This is a genomic window from Photobacterium profundum (assembly GCF_003026285.1).
Taxonomy (GTDB): domain Bacteria; phylum Pseudomonadota; class Gammaproteobacteria; order Enterobacterales; family Vibrionaceae; genus Photobacterium; species Photobacterium profundum.
Genome location: NZ_PYOD01000002.1, coordinates 429,589 through 453,282, shown reverse-complemented (window position 1 = coordinate 453,282; position 23,694 = coordinate 429,589). Strand labels below are relative to the sequence as shown.

At 40.7% G+C, this 23,694-nt stretch carries 23 protein-coding genes and 1 tRNA gene; 13 read left to right on the top strand and 11 right to left on the bottom strand.

Annotation, left to right across the window (positions count from 1 at the left end):
• Nucleotides 1–73 precede the first annotated feature (73 nt).
• Nucleotides 74–985, bottom strand: a complete 912-nt coding sequence (locus C9J48_RS06840) for a LysR family transcriptional regulator (protein ID WP_006228972.1) — start codon at nucleotides 983–985, stop codon at nucleotides 74–76.
• A 137-nt stretch (nucleotides 986–1,122) separates the two neighbouring features.
• Between C9J48_RS06840 and C9J48_RS06835 the strand changes: the two genes are divergently transcribed.
• The 3 genes from C9J48_RS06835 (at nucleotide 1,123) to cspE (ending at nucleotide 4,787) form a co-directional block, all read left to right on the top strand.
• Entirely contained in the window at nucleotides 1,123–2,379 is a 1,257-nt protein-coding gene (locus C9J48_RS06835) for an adenylosuccinate synthetase (protein ID WP_006228973.1), read from the top strand.
• Nucleotides 2,380–2,955: 576 nt separating this feature from the next.
• Nucleotides 2,956–3,885 carry a carbamate kinase gene (locus tag C9J48_RS06830; protein WP_006228974.1) on the top strand — a complete coding sequence of 310 codons (930 nt, stop codon included), beginning with the start codon at nucleotides 2,956–2,958 and terminating at the stop codon, nucleotides 3,883–3,885.
• A 692-nt stretch (nucleotides 3,886–4,577) separates the two neighbouring features.
• Nucleotides 4,578–4,787, top strand: coding sequence for a transcription antiterminator/RNA stability regulator CspE (cspE, locus tag C9J48_RS06825; RefSeq protein WP_006228553.1), 210 nt, complete (start codon nucleotides 4,578–4,580; stop codon nucleotides 4,785–4,787).
• A 462-nt stretch (nucleotides 4,788–5,249) separates the two neighbouring features.
• Here cspE and C9J48_RS06820 read toward each other — a convergent pair whose 3' ends face one another.
• The gene (locus C9J48_RS06820) at nucleotides 5,250–5,699 is read right to left on the bottom strand and encodes a DUF3429 domain-containing protein (protein ID WP_036802559.1); all 450 of its coding nucleotides are present in this window, start codon (nucleotides 5,697–5,699) and stop codon (nucleotides 5,250–5,252) included.
• 108 nt (nucleotides 5,700–5,807) lie between these two features.
• Nucleotides 5,808–6,719 (bottom strand): transcriptional regulator GcvA, encoded by a 912-nt coding sequence (gene gcvA, locus C9J48_RS06815; protein ID WP_006228977.1) that lies wholly within the window; start codon nucleotides 6,717–6,719, stop codon nucleotides 5,808–5,810.
• A gap of 246 nt (nucleotides 6,720–6,965) precedes the next feature.
• Between gcvA and C9J48_RS06810 the strand changes: the two genes are divergently transcribed.
• From C9J48_RS06810 to C9J48_RS06800, 3 genes are read left to right on the top strand one after another with little or no spacing between them, the layout of a single operon-like run.
• A complete protein-coding gene (locus C9J48_RS06810) occupies nucleotides 6,966–7,658 on the top strand; it encodes a cupin domain-containing protein (protein WP_006228978.1) in 693 nt (230 codons plus the stop codon).
• Nucleotides 7,655–8,794 carry a flavin monoamine oxidase family protein gene (locus tag C9J48_RS06805; RefSeq protein WP_006228979.1) on the top strand — a complete coding sequence of 380 codons (1,140 nt, stop codon included), beginning with the start codon at nucleotides 7,655–7,657 and terminating at the stop codon, nucleotides 8,792–8,794. Before C9J48_RS06810 ends, C9J48_RS06805 begins: the two co-directional genes overlap by 4 nt.
• A 53-nt stretch (nucleotides 8,795–8,847) precedes the next feature.
• Nucleotides 8,848–9,294: a GNAT family N-acetyltransferase gene (locus tag C9J48_RS06800; protein ID WP_006228980.1), complete on the top strand. Its 447-nt coding sequence runs from the start codon at nucleotides 8,848–8,850 to the stop codon at nucleotides 9,292–9,294.
• Nucleotides 9,295–9,308: 14 nt separating this feature from the next.
• Here the strand turns inward: C9J48_RS06800 and C9J48_RS06795 are convergent, their stop codons facing one another.
• Nucleotides 9,309–10,166 carry a hypothetical protein gene (locus tag C9J48_RS06795; RefSeq protein WP_006228981.1) on the bottom strand — a complete coding sequence of 286 codons (858 nt, stop codon included), beginning with the start codon at nucleotides 10,164–10,166 and terminating at the stop codon, nucleotides 9,309–9,311.
• A 778-nt stretch (nucleotides 10,167–10,944) separates the two neighbouring features.
• On the opposite strand from C9J48_RS06795, the gene C9J48_RS06790 reads away from it, so the two are divergent.
• Nucleotides 10,945–12,180 (top strand): RidA family protein, encoded by a 1,236-nt coding sequence (locus C9J48_RS06790; protein WP_006228982.1) that lies wholly within the window; start codon nucleotides 10,945–10,947, stop codon nucleotides 12,178–12,180.
• A gap of 277 nt (nucleotides 12,181–12,457) precedes the next feature.
• Here the strand turns inward: C9J48_RS06790 and trxC are convergent, their stop codons facing one another.
• Complete coding sequence (gene trxC, locus C9J48_RS06785; protein WP_006228983.1) at nucleotides 12,458–12,898, bottom strand: thioredoxin TrxC; 441 nt, start codon at nucleotides 12,896–12,898, stop codon at nucleotides 12,458–12,460.
• A 378-nt stretch (nucleotides 12,899–13,276) separates the two neighbouring features.
• Between trxC and C9J48_RS06780 the strand changes: the two genes are divergently transcribed.
• A complete protein-coding gene (locus C9J48_RS06780; RefSeq protein ID WP_006228984.1) occupies nucleotides 13,277–13,471 on the top strand; it encodes a hypothetical protein in 195 nt (64 codons plus the stop codon).
• Nucleotides 13,461–15,044, top strand: a complete 1,584-nt coding sequence (locus tag C9J48_RS06775; protein WP_006228985.1) for an SgrR family transcriptional regulator — start codon at nucleotides 13,461–13,463, stop codon at nucleotides 15,042–15,044. Before C9J48_RS06780 ends, C9J48_RS06775 begins: the two co-directional genes overlap by 11 nt.
• Before the next feature lie 63 nt (nucleotides 15,045–15,107).
• On the opposite strand, the gene C9J48_RS06770 is transcribed toward C9J48_RS06775, so the two are convergent.
• Complete coding sequence (locus C9J48_RS06770) at nucleotides 15,108–15,305, bottom strand: hypothetical protein (protein ID WP_006228986.1); 198 nt, start codon at nucleotides 15,303–15,305, stop codon at nucleotides 15,108–15,110.
• Between the two features lie 396 nt (nucleotides 15,306–15,701).
• Between C9J48_RS06770 and C9J48_RS06765 the strand changes: the two genes are divergently transcribed.
• Together C9J48_RS06765 and C9J48_RS06760 are read left to right on the top strand one after the other, a co-directional pair.
• Nucleotides 15,702–15,792 (top strand) — tRNA-Ser (locus C9J48_RS06765).
• Nucleotides 15,793–16,033: 241 nt separating this feature from the next.
• The gene (locus C9J48_RS06760; RefSeq protein ID WP_006228987.1) at nucleotides 16,034–16,477 is read left to right on the top strand and encodes an NUDIX domain-containing protein; all 444 of its coding nucleotides are present in this window, start codon (nucleotides 16,034–16,036) and stop codon (nucleotides 16,475–16,477) included.
• A gap of 30 nt (nucleotides 16,478–16,507) precedes the next feature.
• On the opposite strand, the gene C9J48_RS06755 is transcribed toward C9J48_RS06760, so the two are convergent.
• The 5 genes from C9J48_RS06755 to C9J48_RS06735 all read right to left on the bottom strand — a co-directional run bounded on the left by C9J48_RS06755 (nucleotide 16,508) and on the right by C9J48_RS06735 (nucleotide 21,300).
• A complete protein-coding gene (locus tag C9J48_RS06755) occupies nucleotides 16,508–17,329 on the bottom strand; it encodes an inositol monophosphatase family protein (protein ID WP_006228988.1) in 822 nt (273 codons plus the stop codon).
• A gap of 71 nt (nucleotides 17,330–17,400) precedes the next feature.
• Complete coding sequence (locus C9J48_RS06750) at nucleotides 17,401–18,513, bottom strand: extracellular solute-binding protein (protein WP_006228989.1); 1,113 nt, start codon at nucleotides 18,511–18,513, stop codon at nucleotides 17,401–17,403.
• A gap of 23 nt (nucleotides 18,514–18,536) precedes the next feature.
• Nucleotides 18,537–19,376, bottom strand: coding sequence for an ABC transporter permease (locus tag C9J48_RS06745; protein WP_006228990.1), 840 nt, complete (start codon nucleotides 19,374–19,376; stop codon nucleotides 18,537–18,539).
• Entirely contained in the window at nucleotides 19,373–20,233 is an 861-nt protein-coding gene (locus C9J48_RS06740; protein ID WP_006228991.1) for an ABC transporter permease, read from the bottom strand. The genes C9J48_RS06745 and C9J48_RS06740 overlap by 4 nt, the downstream gene beginning before the upstream one ends.
• The gene (locus C9J48_RS06735) at nucleotides 20,230–21,300 is read right to left on the bottom strand and encodes an ABC transporter ATP-binding protein (protein WP_006228992.1); all 1,071 of its coding nucleotides are present in this window, start codon (nucleotides 21,298–21,300) and stop codon (nucleotides 20,230–20,232) included. Before C9J48_RS06735 ends, C9J48_RS06740 begins: the two co-directional genes overlap by 4 nt.
• Nucleotides 21,301–21,545: 245 nt before the next feature.
• Between C9J48_RS06735 and C9J48_RS06730 the strand changes: the two genes are divergently transcribed.
• Together C9J48_RS06730 and C9J48_RS06725 are read left to right on the top strand one after the other, a co-directional pair.
• The gene (locus C9J48_RS06730; protein ID WP_006228993.1) at nucleotides 21,546–22,370 is read left to right on the top strand and encodes a glycerophosphodiester phosphodiesterase; all 825 of its coding nucleotides are present in this window, start codon (nucleotides 21,546–21,548) and stop codon (nucleotides 22,368–22,370) included.
• Between the two features lie 77 nt (nucleotides 22,371–22,447).
• On the top strand, nucleotides 22,448–23,578 hold the full coding sequence (locus C9J48_RS06725; protein WP_006228994.1) for an ROK family transcriptional regulator: 1,131 nt from the start codon (nucleotides 22,448–22,450) through the stop codon (nucleotides 23,576–23,578).
• Nucleotides 23,579–23,694: the final 116 nt, after the last annotated feature.

Here is a 23,694-nt window from a genome sequence, read left to right as displayed (position 1 = left end):
CTAAAGCGCCTCTGTTGGTTACCCTGACAGAGGCGTTTGTATTTGTGTTAAACGTATCTATTGAGCGTCAAATTTAAGTACTATGTTGTGAACGTTGTATCTCTTCATCGACCCAATGCAATAGTTGTTTGATAGCACGAGATAGAACTTGGTTTTGACGAACGATATAACCCAAGCTGGTGGTTGGGAAGTCGGGTAGTGGGGTAATGGTTGTTTGAAGATTTAACTTCGGGTGCAGAGAAAAAGCAGGAATAATAGCAACGCCAAAGCCAGCCTCTGCCCAGTCGATTTGTGCATCAACACTGCCAACTTCCATGACGCGATAGCTGGGTAATTTCAGGCTTGGCAGTGCCAAATCAATCAAGTCACGCGTTCTGGTATCGTGCCCTAATAGAATTAGGGTGGGCTCTTCTTGTTGCTGCCCTGCTTGCTGTTGCCCTGTTTGTTGTACACTGCCTTGTTGCCATTCTTTTAATCCATTACCTAATGCACACCATTTCACCTGATGTAATTCAGTGAAGTGGAGTGGCTGGCTTTCTTTTTGTGCGATAACAAAACCAAGATCTGCTTTTGCACTTTTCACTAAGTCGGCTGCTTGGGCTGAGGTCGTGTTGAGTAGCGATAGGTCAATGCCTGGGTATTCTTTTTTGAAAGATTGAAAAGGCGAGATCAACAATAGACGCGAAATGATATCACTAGCGGCTAAGGTCAATGTGCCTTGGCTTAGATCATTGAGGGCATTTAAATCAGCCTGACAAGTCTGCAATTCCATTAAGGTATTTTGTGCACTTTGCAGTAAACGTTCGCCCGCTTGGGTCAATCTAAATGGATTTCGTTCAATCAGTTTTACATGCGTACTCTTTTCTAACTGTTTGATATGAAGGCTAACATTAGGCTGAGTCATATGAAGTTTAATGGCTGTTTTACCAAAATGTTCAAGCTTGGCCAGGGTAACAAATGTGTTTAACCAATGGATGTCTAGCATGTGACTACCTATCTGTTATTTGAACATCTGCACCATAATCCCATATGGAATTCTTATCAAGGTGATAATTATAATTAATTTTTCATATTCAACCTTAAGGCATAGGATAGGCACTTCGCTTTTGAGGAGAATGAATCATGTCGTCTATTGTTGTTGTTGGTGCTAACTGGGGTGATGAAGGTAAAGGTCGTATCGTAGATTATTTGGCAGGTGGTGCATCTGCAAGTATTCGCTTTCAAGGCGGTAACAATGCCGGCCATACCGTTGTTAATGACTTCGGAACATTTAAATTACACCAACTGCCAAGCGGCGTGTTCAATCCCGACTGTATTGCGGTGCTAGGCCCAGGCATGGTGATAAGCCCTGCGCCTTTAACTGAAGAATTAGCAGAAGTTAAAGCTGCCGGCGTAAGTGTTAAAATGTGCATTTCTGACCGTGCAACACTTTGTCTTCCACTCCATGCTATTGAAGATACGCTAGAAGAAGAGCGTTTAGGTGATGGCGCATATGGTTCAACACGTCAGGGCATAGCACCCGCTTATGGCGACCGGGTAATGAAGAAAGGTATCTTGGTCGGTTGGCTTAAGCAACCAGAAGTACTACTTGAGCGTATTAAGTTCATGTTAGATTGGAAATTGCCACAACTTAAAGCCTTGTACCCGTCATTTGAATTTAGCCAAACGGCAGAAGAAATGACAGAGTGGTTACTAGAAGTGTCAGCACCTTGGCAAGATGCTATTTGTAACGTTACAGAGCCGCTAAAAGCCTTACAAGCGCAAGATAAAGGGTTATTGTTCGAAGCCCAGCTTGGTGCTGGTCGTGACCTTGTATTTGGTGAATATCCTTGGACAACATCATCGAATGTGACTGCTGCTTATGCCGGTATTGGTAGTGGTTTGCCTGCGTTACGTCCTGAGCGTGTTATTGCTGTTGCCAAGTCATTTAGTTCATCAGTGGGTACTGGTACGCTAATTACAGCAATGGCTGAACAAGATAACTTCCGTGAAGCTGCCAACGAATATGGTGCAGTAACTGGTCGCCCACGTGATATGGGCTATTTTGATGCAGTAGCAACACGTAATGGTGTTGATCTGCAGGCTGCAACAGAGGTTGCTTTAACTAAAATTGACTGCCTAAGTGGCATGACAGATCTTAAAATTTGTGTTGCTTATGATGGTGAACACTGTGAAAACCCAATTTGGCCTCAAACTGCGACTCTTGCGCCAATTTACGAGCAATTAGAAGCTTGGGATGAAGATATTACAGGCTGCCGTACATTTGAAAGTTTGCCATTAGCCGCACAGAAATATGTATTACGTATTGAAGAGCTAATGGGTGTACCTGTGAAGATGGTATCTGTCGGACCAGAGCGTGATCAAATGATCAATCGCTAGATCGGTATTACTGTTTAAAAATATAAAAAAGCTGTGAATATTCACGGCTTTTTTGTATTCATGCTTTTACAATTACACAATAAAAATCACTATTGTTGATGATCTGCTAACCTGATATTGGTACACGGTATGAATATCGTGATCAACTTATCAATATTTAACAAAATACCAATGAATATAAAAGGAGGTGGCTGAGATAATATTCACTAGTGACGAATCAATCATAAAAAATAGACCGCCTAAGTGAGATTGTGTGAAAAAAGCTGGATATTTAATCGAATAATGAATAGTTCTAATTAACCCAGACTGTTTCTAGTGATGATATATCTTGATATTTGTCACATTTCCGACATTTCTTTTACCCTACTATAGCGATATATTAATTACGCAAGCATTTAAAATGATTAATTGATTTTTAACTGCAAGGTTACAAAATAATTAATAACAACGTTTTTGTGATAGGTTAAATTCATTATAAAAATAATTAACTTATAAAGTGACAGTGATTACTAAAGTTAATATTTAATGGAATAAACATTCAAATATAATAATTAAAATATAGAGAGATACGATCATATGCGCATAGTATTAGCATTAGGCGGCAATGCCTTATTGGCAAGAGGCCAAGCATTAACTGCCGAGAATCAACGTAAGAATATTATACAATCAGCAGCAAGTATTGCAGCAATAGCTAAAGAGCATGAGATTGTCGTTGTGCACGGAAATGGACCTCAGGTAGGTTTATTAATGGAGCAGAACTCAGCATATCAAGAGTACTCGCCTGAAACTACACCATATCCTATGGATGTGTTAGGTTCGCAGACATGCGGTATGGTTGGCTATATGCTGCAACAAGAATTACGTAATGTTGATGATTCTTTAGCGATAGCGACTTTGGTTACACAGACAGAAGTGAGTAAATCAGACCCTGCATTTGCAAACCCAACGAAGTTTGTTGGGCCTGTATATACAGCAGAGCGCGCTGAAGAGATCATGGCGTCATCACCAATGATGTTCAAACCTGATGGAGAATACTATCGTCGCGTTGTTCCATCACCAATGCCAAAAGATATTGTTGAATTACAACAGATTGAAACCTTATTAAAAGCGGGTAATTTAGTTATCGCTTGTGGTGGTGGTGGAGTTCCTGTCAGTATCGAAGACAGAAAAAGCACTGGAGTTGAATGTGTTATCGATAAAGATCTGACTGCAGAGTTGTTAGCAGAAAAACTCGATGCTGATTTATTTATCATTTTAACGGATGGTTCAATCTACCGTAATTATGGAAAAGAAGATCAAGCTGAAATGAAACAGGCAACGCCTGCTGGTTTATCTGAATTTACTTTTCCTGCTGGTTCTATGGGGCCAAAGATCGATGCTGTTTGTAAGTTCGTGGAAACAGGACGAGGCAATTCAGCCATTGGTTCTCTATTTGACTTAGATAAAATATTGAAGAATGAAGCTGGTACATTAGTGACTCAAGGTGAAGGTATTATCTATTATTAATAATAGATAATCTTCTGCTTGAAAAATAAACACTGCTTGCTTGAGCTTTTATTTAAAGGTTAAGCAGGCAGTTTTAATTTACTCTGTATAAATATACCTAGGTTACCTTGAGTATAAAAATAAAAATTAAGTGAATTTTTCAGCCATATTTTTAGCTTTGTAATCTTTATTATTAATTGAACTACCGTTTACAAGACCGTGTAGGGCTGCGACGTGCACTTATTTTAGATACAGTAATGATTAACCTCCGCCGTGTTGCTTATGACTTCTGTTGTGATTACAGGCTGTGGTATCGGTTTGGGTATGCGTGCCGCCTTAGCCCATCGGCAATGAAATGGTTCCGCCCATCGAAGAAAAGGTTGTTAATGGTATCATCAAGGCAGGCTTTGCTGCTTTAGTATGAGTTAGCCAAACAATGTAGATTGTTAGCTTTGTTGGAAAACCCTCCTAAGATATTTTTTGTGTTTAATGAAAAAAACGCTTTACAGCAACCAATAGTCTGGTATTATTCGTCTCGCTCTGTTGTTCAGGGTTATTAATGCAGTATAAGTAAAAGTTAAACCCTAAGATACATTTGCTTTCAGTTTTTGTCCTCAGTGTTTCCCTTAGCTTCACGTACATTTAATAATTCAACTTCTTGGCAATATCGCAACTCTGCGAATTTTTTAATGAATTTTTATAAGGGACATATTATGTCTAACACAACTGGTATCGTAAAGTGGTTTAACGAAGAGAAAGGTTTCGGTTTCATTACTCAAGACAACGGCGGCGCTGACGTATTCGTTCACTTCCGTGCTATCGCTTCAGAGGGTTTCAAAACTCTTGCTGAAGGTCAAAAGGTTTCTTTTGAAGTTGAACAAGGCCAGAAAGGTCTTCAAGCTGCAAACGTTGTAGCTTTATAATTAGAAGATTTATTCTTCGAAGTAATGCTGGCTTCGAGCCAGCATTTATTTACGATTGCTCAGTGTAAAGCAATGATCAATCGTAAATAACAGGCCTAAAAATAGACCTATTTAAATGTAATACAACCGTGTGCAATAAGAAACATTTCCAACATCTTCCTCATAAGTTCATGTCTAGAAGTTTCCTTTCGTATAATTACATCAAATAAGTAAATCGTTTCAGGCTCCACGCATATTGATGCAAAATTATATTTAAAAGGGTACTAGCATGTCTAAATCTTCAGGCAGAAAGCGTTTTTGGTTTCAGCAAACACGTGAAACAGATCAGATTATTGTTAAAAAAGCATAAAACTGAATCAAAGAATTTTAAGAGGCTACCTATATAGGTAGCCTTTTTTCGTTTACGGCTATTTATTCTATCCTTGATAGTCGGCGAATTTATGAGTGTTGAAATGATGAGGTTTAACTTACCAGTACGACAAGGTGCATAAAGCCCACACATGCTGTTAAGCGGTTACGTAATTGTTGGTAATTCTTCGGATTTTCTTCATGTTCTGTTTCTCTTATTTTCATCTCAGAAAACCATACAGCCACAAAACCAAACAATAGTACTAGAATTGAAATTACATACACTTCAGGCGAATGTAGTAGTGTTCCCCAAGCAATCAAGGCGAAAAGGAGACTTAAAATTAATGCATTGCGACTTAGAGAGTGTTTCATGTGATCAATCGCATTTCCCCACAGCACACCTGAAAGAAAACTTAAAATTACAGCACTGTAAGCAATAAATACCGTTGTAGGGGCAAGGCTAAAAAGTGTTTTATCCAACCAAATACACGCAATACTGAGCGCAAAAGGAAGAAGTCCCATATAACCTAGGATGACCATTATTTTGTCGGGTGATGTCTTCATTATGTGTGCTCGAAAAATGAGTAAGCGATTACTAAGTATTAGTCACTTATACGCACTTGCACAAAGAAAACAGCAATTATAGATATACCCATTTAAAATGGTGGGGATCTAGGTGATTTCTTTTGCCTGCTGTTGTAACCATAACCTAAAAGCTTGTACTTTCTCAGTATTATCATGTTCAGGCTTCCATACTACGTAATACGCAAGCTCGACTGGGGATTGTGAATCAGCAAAAGGACGAATAAGCCGGCCACAATCTAAATCGTCTTTCACTAATACACTGCGACCTAACGCAATGCCTTGCCCACTTACTGCTGCTTGTATAACAGAAGCAGAGTTATTGATACGAAGTCCACGGTCGGTGTTTATCCCCATTATATTGTGATTTTCTAACCACCCTTGCCAAGTAGGAAAACCACTGTCTTCGGGTAAAGATTGATCATGCAATAGAGGAAAATGTTGTATATCTTTAGGTTTCTTTAGCCCTTGTTGAATCAAGTCGGGTGAGCATACCGGAAAGACTTTTTCTTTCATTAACAATGCCGCTGATAGCCCAGCCCAATTCCCCTTTCCGTAACGTACACCAATATCAATGCCCTCTGAAAAATAATCGACAGTACGTGTGTTCGTATCTAAACGTAAATCAAACTCAGGATGTTGAAGTTGGAAGCTATCAATACGCATTAAGAGCCATTTTGCTGCAAATGCAGGACTTACGGTAACAGTGAGAAGATGATTATTAGCAGGCTTTTGCAATAAGGAAAGCCCACTTGAAAGGTGTTCAAAGCCTCGTGTGATTTCGGGTAGCGCTTTAACTGCCTGCTTGGTAAGTGTTAAGCGTGCTGATCCGACTACACTGCGATTAAACAGCTTTATGTCTAACCATTCTTCAAGTAACCGCACTTGCTGACCTATTGCCGCAGGTGTTACGTTCAATTCTTTTGCCGCCATAGAAAAACTAAGATGCCTTGCAGAGGCTTCAAAAGCTCGTAATCCGTTCAAATGCGCGATAATTTTCATTGCTTATACTCACTACTTTTTAATCAGCTCTTGCTTAACCCAAAGCCATTAATGACTTTTAATTATACTTCCGGTAAAGAAAATCTTTAACGGAAGTATAGAAGTTATGATTTGTTGAGTATACGAAAATAAGCCAAACTTTCTTATATACCGAATGCGTTATGTATAGATGTTTATTGTATACGTATAGATAGGGTGCACATAAATGATGTACCTAAATAAAGAGAAGCCAGTCTAGGAAGTCACATGAAACTCAATATCGATCTTACGAAAAAAGTGAATGCATTCTTTGAGCAGTCACAATGGTCGTTATCACCTATAAAAGAAGTAAAACGAAAAATGTTAGAGCGTGATGGTGGTGAGATTGCTGTTGCGACGACCATCGTTCGTTATGAACCTAATAGTTACTTTTCATCCCATATTCATGATGGCGGTGAGGAGTTCTTAGTGTTAGATGGTGAGTTTGCCGATGAACATGGCCGTTATCCTATAGGTACGTATATGAGAAACCCTCCCGGTACATCTCATATGCCCTCCGTTGAACCTGGCTGTATGATTTTTGTGAAACTAGGGCAGTTTCAAGAAGGGGATATTCAACCCGTTCATATTGGCACCCAACAACACTTATTTGTGAAAGATGAAGCGCGAACGGGTGTTGCGATTCAATCATTACACAGCTTTAAGCATGAAGTTGTGCGTTTAGAGCGTTGGGATAAGCATTCAACGATCATGCTAGAAAACATTGGAGGTATCGAAATCTTGATCATTGATGGTGACTGTGAACATGATGACGTAAATTATACTAAGCATGATTGGTTACGTTTACCGATAGGGGAGAGATTAAACGCGAAAGTGGGGCACACAGGTTGTATCGTGTGGATAAAAACGGGACACCATTTACATCAGCTTAATCATGCTGTCTCTGGGGATACGCTATGAAAACTGACTTTATTATTGTAGGCGCAGGGTTAAGTGGTTTATATGCAGCACTTCAACTAGAGAAATTGGGTAAAGATTATGTCATTGTTGAAGGGCGTGATCGTGTTGGTGGGCGTATTTACTCAGAGTCTGTTACCACATTGAAGAGCACTCACAATGATGCCAGTTTAAATCGTGTTGATATGGGACCATCATGGTTTTGGCCGTCAATGCATCCACGAATTACACAGTTAATCGATGATTTGTTATTGCCGGTATTCCCTCAATATGCGGAGGGGGCTTATATGTTTGATAATGATCCAACTACGCCTGCAACACGTTATGAGGCGGGTCTTGTAGGATCACCAATATCAATGCGTGTTGCTGGTGGAATGCAAACAGTGATTGATGGTGTAAAAAAACAGCTGCCAGCGCATAAAGTATATCTACAGTCGACCGTAAAAAATGTCGTTAAAACGGGTGTTTATTCCCATGTAACTCTTGCGATGAACGATGATAAGCAGGTAGGTGAAATGCATACCACCGATATGCAAATTATTGCCAAAAACGTTATTTTTGCGATGCCATTACGTCTAATTGCAGAGAGTGTTCAATTTCAACCCGCTTTACCTGTTGCTATTGAAAAGGCATTTGCTTCGACGCCTACTTGGATGGCTGCTCATGCAAAATTTTTTGCGGTGTATGATAAACCTTTTTGGCGTAATAATGGTTTATCAGGCTCTGCAAGTAGTAGAGTCGGCCCTTTAGTTGATATACATGATGCATCGACGTTTGGAGGTGTCGGGGTACTGTTTGGTTTTGTGGGGATTGATGCAACTACGAGAATATCGGCAGGTGACGAGCTTATTAAGTCGATGGCAGTCAGCCAGTTAGCGCGAATTTTTGGTGAACAAGCAGCGAGTCCTATAGATGTAAAGTTGGTAGATTGGAGCCAGCAAGCATTCACTGCAACGACGACCGATCAAATGGCACCAGCGTCTCACCCAAGCTACGGGTTACCTAGGAATATCTCTGCATTGAATGATCTGGGTTGGTATTTCGCGGGCACTGAAGCTGCCGTTGAAAATGGTGGTTATATAGAAGGGGCATTAGAAGCTGCTGAAGAGGCTGTTCGTATTTCCGTTTTGGACAATTAAAGGTAATGAGGGGATACTAGCCTTTCAGTTATGGATTATGAGTAGAAACAACGTTGATTGAAGCTGTAAATGATAGAGATGTTTCAGATATTATTAAGTTAATTAGTAAGTCGATAAAAACGTGTATCGATGTATTAAATACAGAGGCTGATTCGCTTATAGCCTGCAGTGTGGATGAAATCTTATGGTGGAAGTGTCATCAAGAAAGTACAGCACATTATATATATCGTGTTGACGGTAAAGTTGTTGGCACGATATTAATTAAAGATTTTTGTTATATCTCTAATCTTTTTGTCGATCCTGACTTTCATCATCAAGGTATTGGAAAACAGCTTATCTTACATGCGTTAGCTGTATGTAAGCGTTGTTCACCTCAATCAACGGTTAAATTAAACTCTTCGTTCTATGCTGCCTCTTTCTATCAAAAGATGGGATTTGAACAAATCGGTAATTCAAAAGATTTACCGGGTGGATGTATACCTTTTAAGCGTGTTCTATAATACGTTAATCCACCTCATCCACAGACGAACCAAGAGTTAGCCGCTGCATCTATGTACGCTTCACTATACCAATCGACTCTTTCAAGCGCAGGTGCGATCCGAATATCCCCTTTAAACTTGGCTGTTGCTAATACTTTTACCCGTCCTTTGTAGGCCTGCATTACTGTGCCTTGGTAAGTGTGACCTAAACTCGAACCTTTAGGTTGTTCAAACAAGCAAACTGTTTGCCCTTTATTGGTATAAATAAACTGACTTTCTTCTGTCCACACTTGGGGCTGTACTGTCACGTTGGGTTGTGATGTATACGCTGTGCTGCCTAGAACGTCATTATCGCTAATAAGTGTACGATGTATTGAGTAAGGTTGATAACCTAATATTTGAGCAGCACCAAGCCATTCATTAGAAGGAGCATTGGTATTTTCGATGACTCGTAAAGTGACAAAGGGTCCATCTAAACACAAGTCAGCCCAAAGTTCTGTGCTAGATATACGCGCTGAAAAGATAGGGCGTTCTTCAACGGTATTTGCATTGTAAACACACCATGATGCCGTTTCTTGATGGACTAACGTACCAATGTTGGCATCACAGGTTCTTTTGGCGAGAGCGAGGTATTCGGCAATATCGTTCTTCGCCTGTTGCACACTATTAGCGCAATATCGGTAGCTAAATGAATACGCACTTTTGGGATAAAAATTTCCTTTATCAACCACCGCTCCATTAGATCGGGTGCTATTTAATTCGAGAAAGCTTTTGGTGGAATCAAGAAAACTGTATTCAGGTAGGTCTGGTCTTGTCTCAGAGGTTGAGCTACAGCCGGCAAGGAATAAGATGAATAACACTATAGAAGATTGAAAGTGAAAGTGTTTCAGCATTTCGTTCCGCCTTAAAGTGACCCATGGAGTATTTTTAAGTATATAAGGCTATTTTAAATACGTTGGAAAAGATCTGAGGCACAGATATAGAAGTGAGGTAATGTGGTCTTTGCTACTTCATCAGATTCCCCCTCGCACTGAAGAATCTTACCTTCAACTTTCCGGTGGTTTTGCTCGGCAGTATGTGCTGTGCTGATGAGTTTAGAGTGATTGCAGTCAACCACTACCTTTTCGTATCGGTAAATGGTCTTTTTCGGAAAGGCTCTATCCGCTTTTTTATCTCGTTTACCATGTGGTGTAAACGGGATTATATCACTAAATTTATCAAGTATTTGTTAGTGACTTGTTGTGTTTTTGCATCGATTTATATCTCGTCGGCTTATTATCTTACGAAGAAGAGGAACTCAGTGAAACCCTTCAGGGAATTTATGCATTTATAACGACATAAATAATGCACTAATGGCGCTTATTCTTGAGTTTGCATGAGTTTATTGTGAACAACGTATCAAAATTGGATTTAAATAAGCTAATAGAGCATTTAAATCACTGAGATTATATTCATAATTAACGAATCATTCGTAAAAAAAATGACATAACAGCCAGATTACTCGCATACTCGCGGATAATTAATCGTATAGTGACTATTCATTCTATCAATTAGCTATTTCTAGTGAAATGATATTTTGATACCTATCACATTTCCCCTAAATAATTTCACTTACCATGGCGCCACTTAGTTTATTCCTTCAAATAAAATTTATTAAAGAGAAGTATCTATATGTCTGGCGATATCATTAAGTTTTCAAGAAACACAGAGAATGCACCACAAAGTTCTGTATCTACACAAACTGTAGCTTTTTCTCATTATAATAATATTTCAGCTCAATTACCTGTTGATCCTAAAACGGGCGAAATTGTTGTTGGTTCTGTAAAAGACCAAGCAACACAGTGCTTAAACAATATTAAAGCAATTGTAGAAAGTATCGGCCATGTAATGGACGATGTTGTTAAATTGAATATCTTCGTTAAGAATATTTCAGACATTGAAGCTATCGATGAAATTTACACAGCTTTCTTCCAAAGTGCTCTTCCTACACGTACGGTAGTTGCAGTTGCAGCATTACCGATGAGTGATGCTTTGGTACAAATTGATGCGCTTATCTCAAACGGTGAAGGCACAACTCCACAGGCACCTTGTGCTCTTGTTAAAGTATCAAGAAACACAGAAAATGCGCCACAGGGTCTATACACACAGACTGTTGCGTTCTCTCACTATAATAACCTTGCATCTCAATTACCAATTGATCCAAAAACAGGTGCGTTGGTAGCTGGTGGTGTTAAAGAGCAAACTGAACAGTGCTTAAATAACATTAAAGCAATCTTAGAAAGCATCGATCACGTAATGGATGATGTAGTTAAAACAACTATCTTCCTTAAAGATATCGCTGATGTTGAAGCGGTAAACGAAGTTTGTGCAAAATTTTACCCGAACTATGTCCCTGTACGCTCAATAGTTAATGCTTCAGCTTTACCTATGGGTGCTTTAGTACAAATTGATACATCTGTATCACATGGTGATGGTACACCACCACAACTTCCTGAAGACACAAGCTTACTTGTAATCGAAGCAAGCAATACGGAAAATGCACCAAAAGCGACATACTCACACACTGTTGCTTTCTCTCACTACAATCATGTTTCTGGCCAATTACCTGTAGACCCGAAAACAAATGAATTAGTTGCTGGTGACGTAAAAGCGCAAGCAGAACAATGTCTAAACAATATTAAGGCAATTATTGAAAGTGTTGACCATGTGATGGACGATACAGTTAAAATCAATATCCAACTTAAAAATATTGAAGATATCGATGCTGTAAACGAAATTTACACGACTTTCTTCAAAGGCGATCTTCCTGCAAGAACAGTTGTGGGTGTTTCAGCTATCCCTATGGGTGCTTTAGTACAAATTGATGCTGTTGTTTCTAACTGTGAAGGTACACCTCCACAAGCATAACAGGCATTTGTCTTCGAGACATAAAGTCGGTCGGGGCATCCATAAAGTCAAAGTACGCTTTGGTCTTTTGGATGTCCTTTCCTGCTTATTAAAACCAATAGATTAACCATATGACTAACTGGGCTTTATCGAAAAGTCACTCCATGAGTTATGATTATGGCCGCATTTCACTCATTGTAACCACATCACTATCCATTTTTCAGCCCGACACTCCCTTACAGAAGCATCGTGACGAGATATAAAAAATCAGCTTGGGTAATAGATGCCTTAGTCTGTGTTATTTTGCTTGTTCAAGTGTTTCATTAAGCCATTGATCAAACTGCGATTTTGGTAACGCACCGTTCAAATTATTCAGTAGTTGACCATTTTTGAAGACCATAATGGTTGGAATACTACGAATACGATATTGGGCTGCAAGTTCCTGTTGTGTTTCAGTATCAATTTTTACAAAGCGAGCGTTACCAGAGCGCTCTGCAGCAACATCTTCAAAAATGGGTGCGAAGCCCACACAAGGGTTACACCATGGTGCCCAAAAATCGACAACAACAGGTGTGTCACTCTGGATTAACGATAAAAAGTTGCTTGTCGTGCCTTCAATTGGCTTTCCATCTAATAGCTTCTCTTTGCACGAACCACATGCTGCTGTGTCTTCAAGGCGCTCTGTTGGTATGCGATTCATCGCTTTACAGTGTGGGCAACGTGTTGTCATTGTATTCATAATTATTATCCGTTTTCTGGCTGTTTACTTATTAGAATTATTTTTATCTAGGTTGTCTTCATAGGCTCTATATTCAGCCTATGAAGGTAACTCATGTATATATCTGTAATTTACAGGCTTGCGCCCAGAAAAAAAAGACGACTATGCTTATTAATTCAATTGGCCTTATCTATGAGTTGCGCATAGGTGTTTGGGCTCTAGTGGTACGGTTAAGAAAAAAGTAAGTTGAGATTTATACGGGAATACGGTGGTAACTTTAATGTGCGTCACCTCCGTGTTTAGGCTAAAAAGAGGAACAGTTGGAAAATTTGTTCTCTGTTTCCTTATATCAGCTACCGTTACAGTTACCTCATTGTTCTGAAGAGGTAAGTAACTATTATGTTGAGACATCATTTAGCGGTATTTTTTAAAGCAACAGCGTGTGATGAAATACAAAACGGTTTGCTCGCAAAAATCGTTCACATGTCGTTAGAAGAAAGAATGGATCGTCTTGAACAGATTTATGATATTCGGCGAAAACCATTATCTCTGGCAGAGTTAGAGCGACTACATAGAGAAAAAAATGAACAATAAAAAGAAGCTAGAAACCTATGAGCTGTTATTTAAATACTTTGGACCCGGTGAATCAGAAACCACACTTGCTGATGTTGCTGCTGCGTTAGGGTGCACTTCCCGGCATGCGCGTACCTTGTTGCAACAAATGTCGGTACTAGAATGGCTAGTGTGGCAACCAGAACCTGGGCGAGGGAAGCGTTCATTATTAGTGTGTAATCAAGAGCCCATCAATGCCTGTTATCAAATGATGGAGGATGCCTTAGAAGCGGGAAAGCATGAGTCAGTATTTAAACTAGCAGGCTTTAATGATCGGCATGTATCGTCTGAACTTAAGAAATACCTGATTTCATCGACCCAACATAACAGCCAAGCGATTCGTATTCCTTTTCATCGAGAAATAAAAACACTGCACCCACATTATGCCTTTGATAGAACTGAACGGCATTTAATATTGCATGTTTTCCAGCGTCTAACAGAAGATGATTTTGGTGAAATAAAGCCATCGCTTGCCCACCACTGGGAAAGTGATGAAGAAGGGATGAATTGGACATTTTATTTACAGTCAGGGGTGCAATACCAAGATCAAACTCCAATGAAAGTTGATGATATTGTTATTAGCTTACAGGTGTTAATTAATAATCCCTATTGGCGTTCCTTATACGAGCATATTGAAAGTATTGATGTGTTGTCACCGGAATCTATTCGAGTCTCTCTATCAAGACCTGATTGGCATCTTGCTGCATTATTAGGGCGTTCTGAGGCATCAATAATGCCAAGCCAGTATGGTCGCCTTATTATCAACCCTGAAGCACCCATTGGGTCTGGTTCTTTTATGATTGATATTGCATCATCTCGATTATTTCGATTAAAAAGAAACAACTATTATTCTGGGAAGAGTGCCCTAATTGAGAATATTGAATTATGGATACATCCTGACTGGGCGAAAGATAAATTGTGTAGTGAAGGTTCATTTTTTTTGGATCAGCCTGAGCAAACTTATATAACGACATGTAACGATGTTGGTTATTTTTATATGATGATTAAAAACCCACAGTTGAGAGAGAGAGTAGTTAGCAAGGCTATTATCGATGTTCTTCTAGAAAAGCGGCTTATTCTCGGCGAGATTTATTACCCAATCACCTTTAGTTACGATGATAATAATGAGTGTCGCTACTATGCGCAGTTATTGAATCAAGCATTAGCCAATCATCAGCATGTTACTTCTACTTGTGTGTCTTTTGGTGAACAACAAAAAGAGGCTGATATCAGTTTAGGGGGAATTCGGATTGAGGGTTGTAGCCTAACCAGTTTATTGGCATTTTTTTATACCTACAGTTTGTGGTCACAAATTTTATCACAGCCGCTATATCAAAAATTATTGGCATTACTTCATCAGGCACAAGCGACACAAGACAAACAGCAAGCTGAAGGTGTATTACGGTCGATACTGACTTGGTTATCTGATGATCGAATCTTAACGGTGATAAGGCAAGAAAGTTTTAAATTAACTGCACCACTAAAAATTCAAGGTATACGGGTGAACAATGTTGGTTGGTGTGATTTTTCAAAACTATGGGTTAAAAGTCATTAACATAACCAAAGCGCCGTATGGCGCTTTAGTTCATGATTGAATGAAATAGGGGATAGAAGTGACTTAATGGAGAAGCCCTAGTTCTCTAGCTTCTTCAATACTTAAACCGCTCTCTCGAATATCTTTTAATGCTTCGATACGTCTTCTTGCTTCAGCTTGCTGCTTCTTTTTTGAGGCAAGATTTGAAGCTGTTTCATCTTTGTAATCCCACTTAGAAGATACATCTGATATCTCTGTGTGGTCGATAGAATTGATAGACACAATTACCTCCGAAAGAAACCCTGCGTTGGATTCAACATATGTGTATCAAATGAAAATGCATGCGTTAAGCTCATAATATTGAGTTTGTGATCTAATTCGTATTTGTGAAAATAACACTAAAATTTACTATTTCTAAGGTGCTTTTGAGCGTATCTTCGATCGTTCATGCTCAGTAAAAAACACGGTTTTAGATCAAGTTTTCTTTCTCGCTTATTCATCCATTATGCAACCGGCTTTAATCGTATATTCTAAGCTTAAATATCAGCAATCAAACTGCTCGAACTGATTGTTTTTAAAGCAGTTGATTGGTTTTTTTATTGTGATTGTTTAATTCACAAGCAATTGACTATTTAGGGGTTTACAGCCTCAGCTCTTATACGTATTATTCACCGCGTAGGAGAGATGGCTGAGTGGTCGAAAGCACCGGTCTTGAAAACCGGCAAGGGTTTATAGCCCTTCTAGGGTTCAAATCCCTATCTCTCCGCCACATTTAGAAAAGGGCGCTGATTTATCAGCGCCCTTTTTGCGTCTAGCGCATGTGGCAAGAGGGGTTTGTTCCAAATCCACCTCACCCTGAACATTCCACCATATTCAAAGAAGCCGCTACATTGTTAGCGGCTTCTTTACGTCTGGAGTTTGTGCCAAAGGAAGGTTAATCCTAAGGCGCTCTACTATTCATTAGAAAAGCCGGTAGAATCTGCCACCACAGCATTTATATAAGGGTAGCAATGACTTTTCATTATACAGCTCGTGGCATTTTGATCAGTGATGGGCATGTGCTGCTTGTTCGCGTGATTAGCGATGATAAAACGTTTCTGCCTGGTGGACATATCGATCACGCAGAACCAGCACCAATAGCATTGGAGCGTGAGTTGATGGAAGAAGCTTGTTTGTCAGTTAAAGCTGGTCGTTTTATTGGAGCAGTGGAGAATCAATGGGATGCTAAGGGCACAATTAACGTAGAATCCTGCATGTTGTTTGAACTGAATTGCTCGTCGCTATCCCGTTCGGACCCTATTCAAAGCAATGAAGCTCACCTCGAATACTTGTGGGTACCCATTCAAGATCTCGAGATGCATCAATTATATCCTAAGATTTTACGTGATTTAGTATGTCAGCTTGATGCATCGACTTTGACATCAGCGTTCTGGGCATCAGAGCCGCTAATGTAAGTTTTACTGTATTGTTGAATGTTTTTACTTTCATTCCGACAGATATTGATGAAGTTTTTCCCAGACTTGCTTGTTTGGGGCAAGAAGAAGGTTGCCGGTATAAATAGTGGGTTGATAAACACGACCATCCATTAGCGCAGAGTAGCCTCCAGCTTCTTGATGAATAAGATGTCCTGCTGCGTGATCCCAAGGTTTGAGTGATGGGGTCAGTACGAAGGAAAAGCTACTGGTGGCGAGTAAGCGGTATTCAAAACATGAGCAACCGAGTGACATGATGCGTTCAAAGTGAATAGTTTGATTAGCAACGTGTTGACGTAAGTTTTCATCAAACATTGATAAAGATAAACATCCAGTCATTTTATTGAAGTCGGCTTCAGCTGTGATGGTGAGTTGTTGACTGAATCCATCCGGACGTTGGTAAAAGGCCCCTTTACCACGCTCTGCCATTACCCAATCATCCGACATAGGATCGTAAAGCATGCCAAATTGGGTATTACCATTGATAACAACGGCAAGAATAACGCCAAAAACAGGTAGATTATTGGCAAAATTCCATGTGCCATCGACAGGATCGATGATGACGGCTAATTCTGCGGTGGCTAATTTGTCTAGCAACTGTGGGGTGGCTGAAACAGCTTCTTCACCGATAATCAGTGCACCAGGTAGAAGTCGAGAGACTCTTTCTGTTATTTTGACTTCGGCTTGTTGGTCGGCAATCGTGACTAAATCGCTGTGAAAATCTTTGGCTGAAATAGCATCGTTACTGAGGTTACGAAATCGTGGCATGATTTCAGTTTGGGCTACATCACGTACAATCTTAATAAGTTCGGCAAGTACAAATTGGCTGATCATTATTTTTCCTTGATATATAAGAGTAGAGGAAGCTTTTGCTTCCTCTACTCTTGTGTTTGTCGTGTCGTTTATTACTGCATCAATACATTACGAGTAAATTGTTTTTTTAGCTCAGCTGCGTATTTTGCATTGAAAGACTCCGTTGAATTTTGTCGCATTTCCGCTGATATCATCGCGTGACTTGCGTCTGAGTCTGGGTGTTGTGGAGCAATACCAAAGGCTTTGTTCATTGCAGCTTGGGTTTTTGCAGAAGTCAGCCAATTAATGAATACCAGTGATGCTGCTTTGTTCTGTCCATTAGATGGGGCGCCAACAAAGTTACCACCACCAGACATGCCGAATTCAGGAATATAGAACTTGATACGATCAGTGATTGCGCCTTGATTTTGTAATCCGGATAGGTGGTCTTCCCAAGCTGGTGCTATGGAGATCTCACCGTCATTGATACGGGTGAGGCTGTCGGCGTTAGATGCTGTGATCAGCATATCTTCTTTGTTGTTTTGGAACCAATCCCAAGTCTTGCTCCAGCTTTTTACGATATTACGGTCAACTTTTTCACCCATTGACGATTCACCGGAAACATGGCGGATCGCAGATTCAATAAAGCGTTGTCCTGCACCGCCGCCATTGGGGTCATTAACACCAAACGCCATCGGGTTGTTTTTGATGAATGTTTCCATTTGCTCGAAAGTTTGCGGCAGTTTACTTTCATCTATACGGGTTGGATCATACGCTAAACCTGTTTGATTTCCCCAGAAGGTAACGGCATAGCCATTAGATTCGACCCCCTCGCTACGTGTTGTTAGCTTGCTATATTCTGGCAGTTTCTCGAGTGGTAACAGTGTTGTGCCATTATTGATAATGGTCATATCGCTAGCACCGATAGCCATGACATCGATGCTACCTTTGTCACGGCGGCTTTCAGCCATTAGTTTGTTACGGTTACCATCAGAGGTGCCTTCTGGAACTCGTACTTTGATACCTGTTTCTTGTTCAAAGTTTTTTATAAACGAGCGCCATTGAGGTTGTAAGTACCAAACGGCAAAAGTGATGTTGCCTTCTTTTTTTGCTTGTACCTCGATTTCATCCCAACTCATCGTGCTAACGTCGTACGCCAGCGTCGAAAATGAAGTGGTTGCCAGTACAGTCAGTGCTGTCCCTAAAACTGCTTTTTTAAATGACATAGGTATTTCCTCTACACTAGAAATTATGCTTTACCTGTGGATTGAGACAGGTAGTTCCCTTTTAGCAACCGCTCGATGATCAACATTAGAAGCACGTTAGGTATCACTAAGATCAGTGAAACTACAGCCGCATCGGGGCGAATAAATGAATAGCCCAGAAATGAATACAGAATCGTTGGAATCGTGATGAAATCAGGTGCGCCTAATACATAAGCCATATTGAATTCTTCAATACTGATCACTAAGCAAAAAATAAATGAGGCTAAAATACTCGGCTTCAGCATAGGTAAAAATGCATGTTTGAACATGCCTACTTTACCTGTGCCCATATCGGCGCAAGCATCAATTAAATCTTGTGGAATAGCCTTAAAGCCCGCCGACAGAATACGAATTGCATATGGCAACGCCAATACGGTGTGTGCCAACACAATATTCAGGTATGGATTGGTCATCCCTAGCTCTAATAGCATAGAACTGAAGAATACCGCTAAAATCATGGATGGCATTACCATTGGAAGTAATGAGACCATTTCAGCGATTTTCTTGCCGCGGAAGGTTAATCGACCGAAGGCGTAAGCGGTCGGCATCGCCAAGGTAAGAGTGAGCAACGCAACTGCTGGAGCAACCATATAACTGTTAGCTAGTGCTTCAGGTAACGAGGTGGTTTGCCATACTTGTATCCAACGCCCAAAAGACAATACCTGTGGGAATATGTCGGGGTAGCTCCAAGGATGCGCCGGATCAACCAGTGACCAGATAATTGCCATCCCAAATGGCATTCCAAGCCAAATGATGTTGACGATAAAAAAGAAGCTAATAGAAATTACGGCAATTTTTTTACCATTCGCTGATATTGTGTTCATACTACAGCCTCCTGTAGTCGCGGTTTTGTTTTGGTGGCAAAAGGTTGGGTAACCAGTGTAATGACCATTGCGCTAAGGGCTGCTAACAGCATAATGATGATGGCGATCACTGCCGCATTTTCCCATTCATAATATTGGGTAGCAGTAATGTTCATCAGCATTGCTAGCGAGTAGCTGCTACGTGATCCAGCCACAGAGGCAAACGAGAAATCACCAAGTGCACCGATGAAAATTAGAATTGAAGATGCCTGCATCGCAGGGATAGTCAGAGGGAAAATTACTTGGCAAAAAGATTTCCAACGTGATGCTCCTAGGTCTTGAGATGCATGAAGGATATCAGTACGGATGCTAGCAATAGAGCCCGTTAATAAGATCAAGGCGAAAGGAAGGTTTTTCCAGATTTGTAGAATGATAATGCTCCAGCCGAACTTATCATTGGCCATTCGCATCGGTTCATCAATGATCCCCAGAGACAGTAGAGTCTCGTTGATGATGCCATGGTAAGCAATCACGTTCATTAATAAGAAAGACGCCACTAAGCCAGGAACAAACATGGGTGCACGCAGGGTGGCCACAACCATATTTTTTGCGGGCAATTTTTGTTGTAGCCATAGAGCAATGGGATAGGCTAGGCAGATTGCGCCTAATGTACCTAAGAAAGAGGTACGCATCGAGTATTCTACTGAGCGCCATAAAATAGGATCGGTGAGCATGGTCTGCCAGTACTCTAGTGTGGCTGATGTTTCGCCAGTGAAGCTAAACATACCAAAGCTTTGCGCTATAACCACATACAAGGCACTGCCCATAAGTAACACGATAGCACCCAGCCCAGGAATCAAAAGTAGGTAGGGCTTCATGCTGTAACCTCTTCCAAAAATCGAATCGCTTGTCGTGTTAGGCACGCATGAATACGGTCTCCCACTTGGATAGGATCACGGCCGCTGAGCTGGAGACGGATTTCTTGTTCAGAGTGCGTTCCGATTGTGCCGAATACTTCAAGGGTATTACCTTGGAATGCCATCGATCTCACATCTACTGCAAAGCTATTTTCTGAATTGGCATCGCACAGCTCTGCATCTTCAGGACGCCAGCAAACATATACCTGCTCGCCTTGTGGTGCCTCTTGCGATTCAATAGTCATTTCGCCTAGGTTGCAGCTAACACGGTAGATATTATTTTGGTCGGTAGGTTCGACAAATGCTTGGTGAATATTGGCTGCACCAATAAAGTCGGCAACAAAGCGGTTGCTCGGGCGGTAGTAAATATCTTGCGGTGAGCCGATTTGTTCAATACTGCCTGCGTTAAGAACGATGATCTTGTCACTCATCGCAAGTGCTTCAGCTTGATCATGTGTGACGTAAATGGAAGTAAGGTTATGCTGTTTCTGCAATGCTTTTATTTCAAAACGAACGGTTTCTCGCATTTTTGCGTCAAGGTTTGACAGTGGTTCATCGAATAAAATGAGGTCTGGGCGGGTTACCATCGCTCGTGCTAATGCGACTCGTTGCTGCTGCCCTCCGGAGAGTTGTCCCGGCATCTTATCTTTTTGATCCATTAAACCAATTTGTGACAAGGCATTCTCTAAGCGATTGTCTTGCTCGGCTCGACTCACTTTCTTTTGCACCATACCAAAACAAATGTTGTGAGAAACACTAAGGTGAGGGAAAAGAGCATAAGACTGGAAACACATGGCTGTGTTACGTTTTTCTGCGGGTACATTGTTGACTGTTTCGCCACCAATTGCGATGTTCCCACCGTCAGGTTGTTGGAAACCACCAATCATTTTGAGTAGCGTGGTCTTTCCACAGCCACTTGGTCCCAGCAAGGTGACGAATTCTCCGGTCTTAACTGAGAATGAAATATCTTTTGAGGCATAGAAATTACCGAATTTTTTGGTAACGCCTTGAAGTTCAAGCATTGTCATTAATAACCTTTCCCTGAAAGTTTAATTGTTATCAGTGGATGATAAGTGTTCAATGTTTCAGAAAAAAGTCAGAAAGTTTAAAAACGTGATCTAGATTGTGGGCATTTATACATCTTGTTGTTTTATATTGCAATTAATGTGTTATGTGTTGAGTTCTACGCAGTGGTTATTTAGTGTTGACACTTTTGTTTGAAATGAAGTAGTCTTGATTAAGCTTTTCAATAAAGATTAATAGGATTGTAATCATGCCATTTGATTTTGATGTTGCCAGTAAAGGTAAAGTACTGATTAACAGCCACCGCGGCTCGTGCCTTAATAACCCTGAGAATACGATGCCTGCGTTTATCGCGGCTCTTGAAGCGAATACGAGTTGCATTGAAATTGATGTAGCAATGACTAAGGATAACCACATTGTGGTTACTCATGATCCAAGTGTTGCAAGAACATCTGACGGTCAAGGGTATGTTGAGCAGATGACGCTTGATGAGTTATTGGCACTCGATTTTGGTGGTTGGTTTGCACCTGAATTTGCAGGTACTAAGGTGCCGATTTTTATTGATGTGCTGAACTGGGCGGTTGAAAATAATGTTGGTTTGATTGTTGAAGCCAAGCAACGCTTGCGTCACCAAGAGTTTTCTGAACAGATGGTCGAGATTTTGCGTTCAGTACCTGATGCAATTGAGCATATTCAACTGCTTGGTTTTGATCATGCATTGGTAAATCGGGTGAAAGACCTGCTGCCAGAAGTCAATTTGCAAGTGGTCACCCTTGCGCGCTATAACGATCAGCTAAAAGCGGTAACGGAATCACGTGCGAGCTGTGTGTGCTGTGAATATCCTCATGCCAGCATTAATGACTTGAGAGCGTATAAGAAAGCAGGTCTAACAACACGCTTATATTTACCAACGAAAGATCAAGATACTACCCAGTGGTTTAATGAATACTTTGGTTATGATGTTCATAGCGAAATCATTGGCTGGATGAAAGAAGGGTTGATTGACATGATTAGTCATGATGACATTGATATGCTTAAACGCTTGGCTGATGAAGCTGGCTTAGAAGCGATTTAAATTAAAATAGACTGTGGAAGTTAGGCTATATATGGGATAATTATCTAGTCTAACTGCCTAATAAATGAGTTAAATATATGCTTTCTCCTATTAAGCCTCTCCAGCTTGAATTGTCCCCTGGGCAAAAAAAAGTACTGAGCATTATTCGTAACCATGCGCCTGTTTCGCGCGCTAAAATTACCGAGCTATCGGGGATGCGTAGCGGAAGCGTTACCAGTATTTGCAAAGAGTTACTCTCGATGCAGTTTATTAGTGAAGGGGAGAGGATCAAAGCTGGCAGAGGGCAACCGATTATACCGTTACAGCTCAGTCCGTATGCTGCTTTTTCATTTGGAGTGGCTTTTCATATAAATAAAATTGAAGTAGCACTGGCAAACTTTTGTGGTCACCTTGTCGATACAGTGAGCTTCGATTATCAAGAATCGGGTCCTATTGAAGATGTCATGGAGGCGATTCAGTCTGCAGTATTACGGTTAATTGAAAAACACCGTATTCAGCAATCACGTATTTTGGGGCTTGGTGTGTCAATGCCGGGACCGCAGCTGGGCAATGGTCGGTTTATACATACTATCCCATGGCTTTCTCATTGGCGCGAAGTCGACGTTGCGCTTTTGTTTGGGCAGGTATTTGAATGGCCGGTTTGGATTGATAATGACTGTAACGTGTCGGCAGTTGGTGAGTACTTCTCGGGTCATTGGCCCGAGGTGACTAATATGTTATTGATTGAAATTGGTCATGGCATCGGTGGTGGAGTGATTATGGATGGTAAGCTGTTCAGAGGTCGCCATCAAAATGCAGGTGAAATAGGGACTTATTTTTCAGTTCAAGAACCTGAAGTTCGTCGGCCATCATTGCGTGAGCTAATGCAGTTGTTAGCTGAAAATGGAACATTAGTTGATAATATTCAAGCTATCCCCCCAATTGATCATCCTGTTGTGTCAAAGTGGCTTGATCATGCTGCAATGCAATTAAAGCCGCTTATTTTACTGACGTTAGGTTGGTTTGATCCCGACTGTATAGTTTTTGGGGGCTCGGCACCCGAGCATATTAGTACTGAGCTGATTCGAAGAATTGGACTCGATCAATTATGGGATCAGTTCGGTATGGACTATGAGATGGCAACCATCGCTCCTTCTCGTGTGGGACCTAGTCTTTCTTCTTTCGGTGCATGTATGTACCCGGTCTTCCAGACCTTGGAAATCGCTTAATACATGAAAGGAAAAACAATATTTGCTCTCTGAACGTTATTGTTAGATGTAATTTAAAACGTTTTGTTTGTACTTTGTTTTCTTTGTTCAAGCCGTGTGCACTTGGTTAGTGAAAG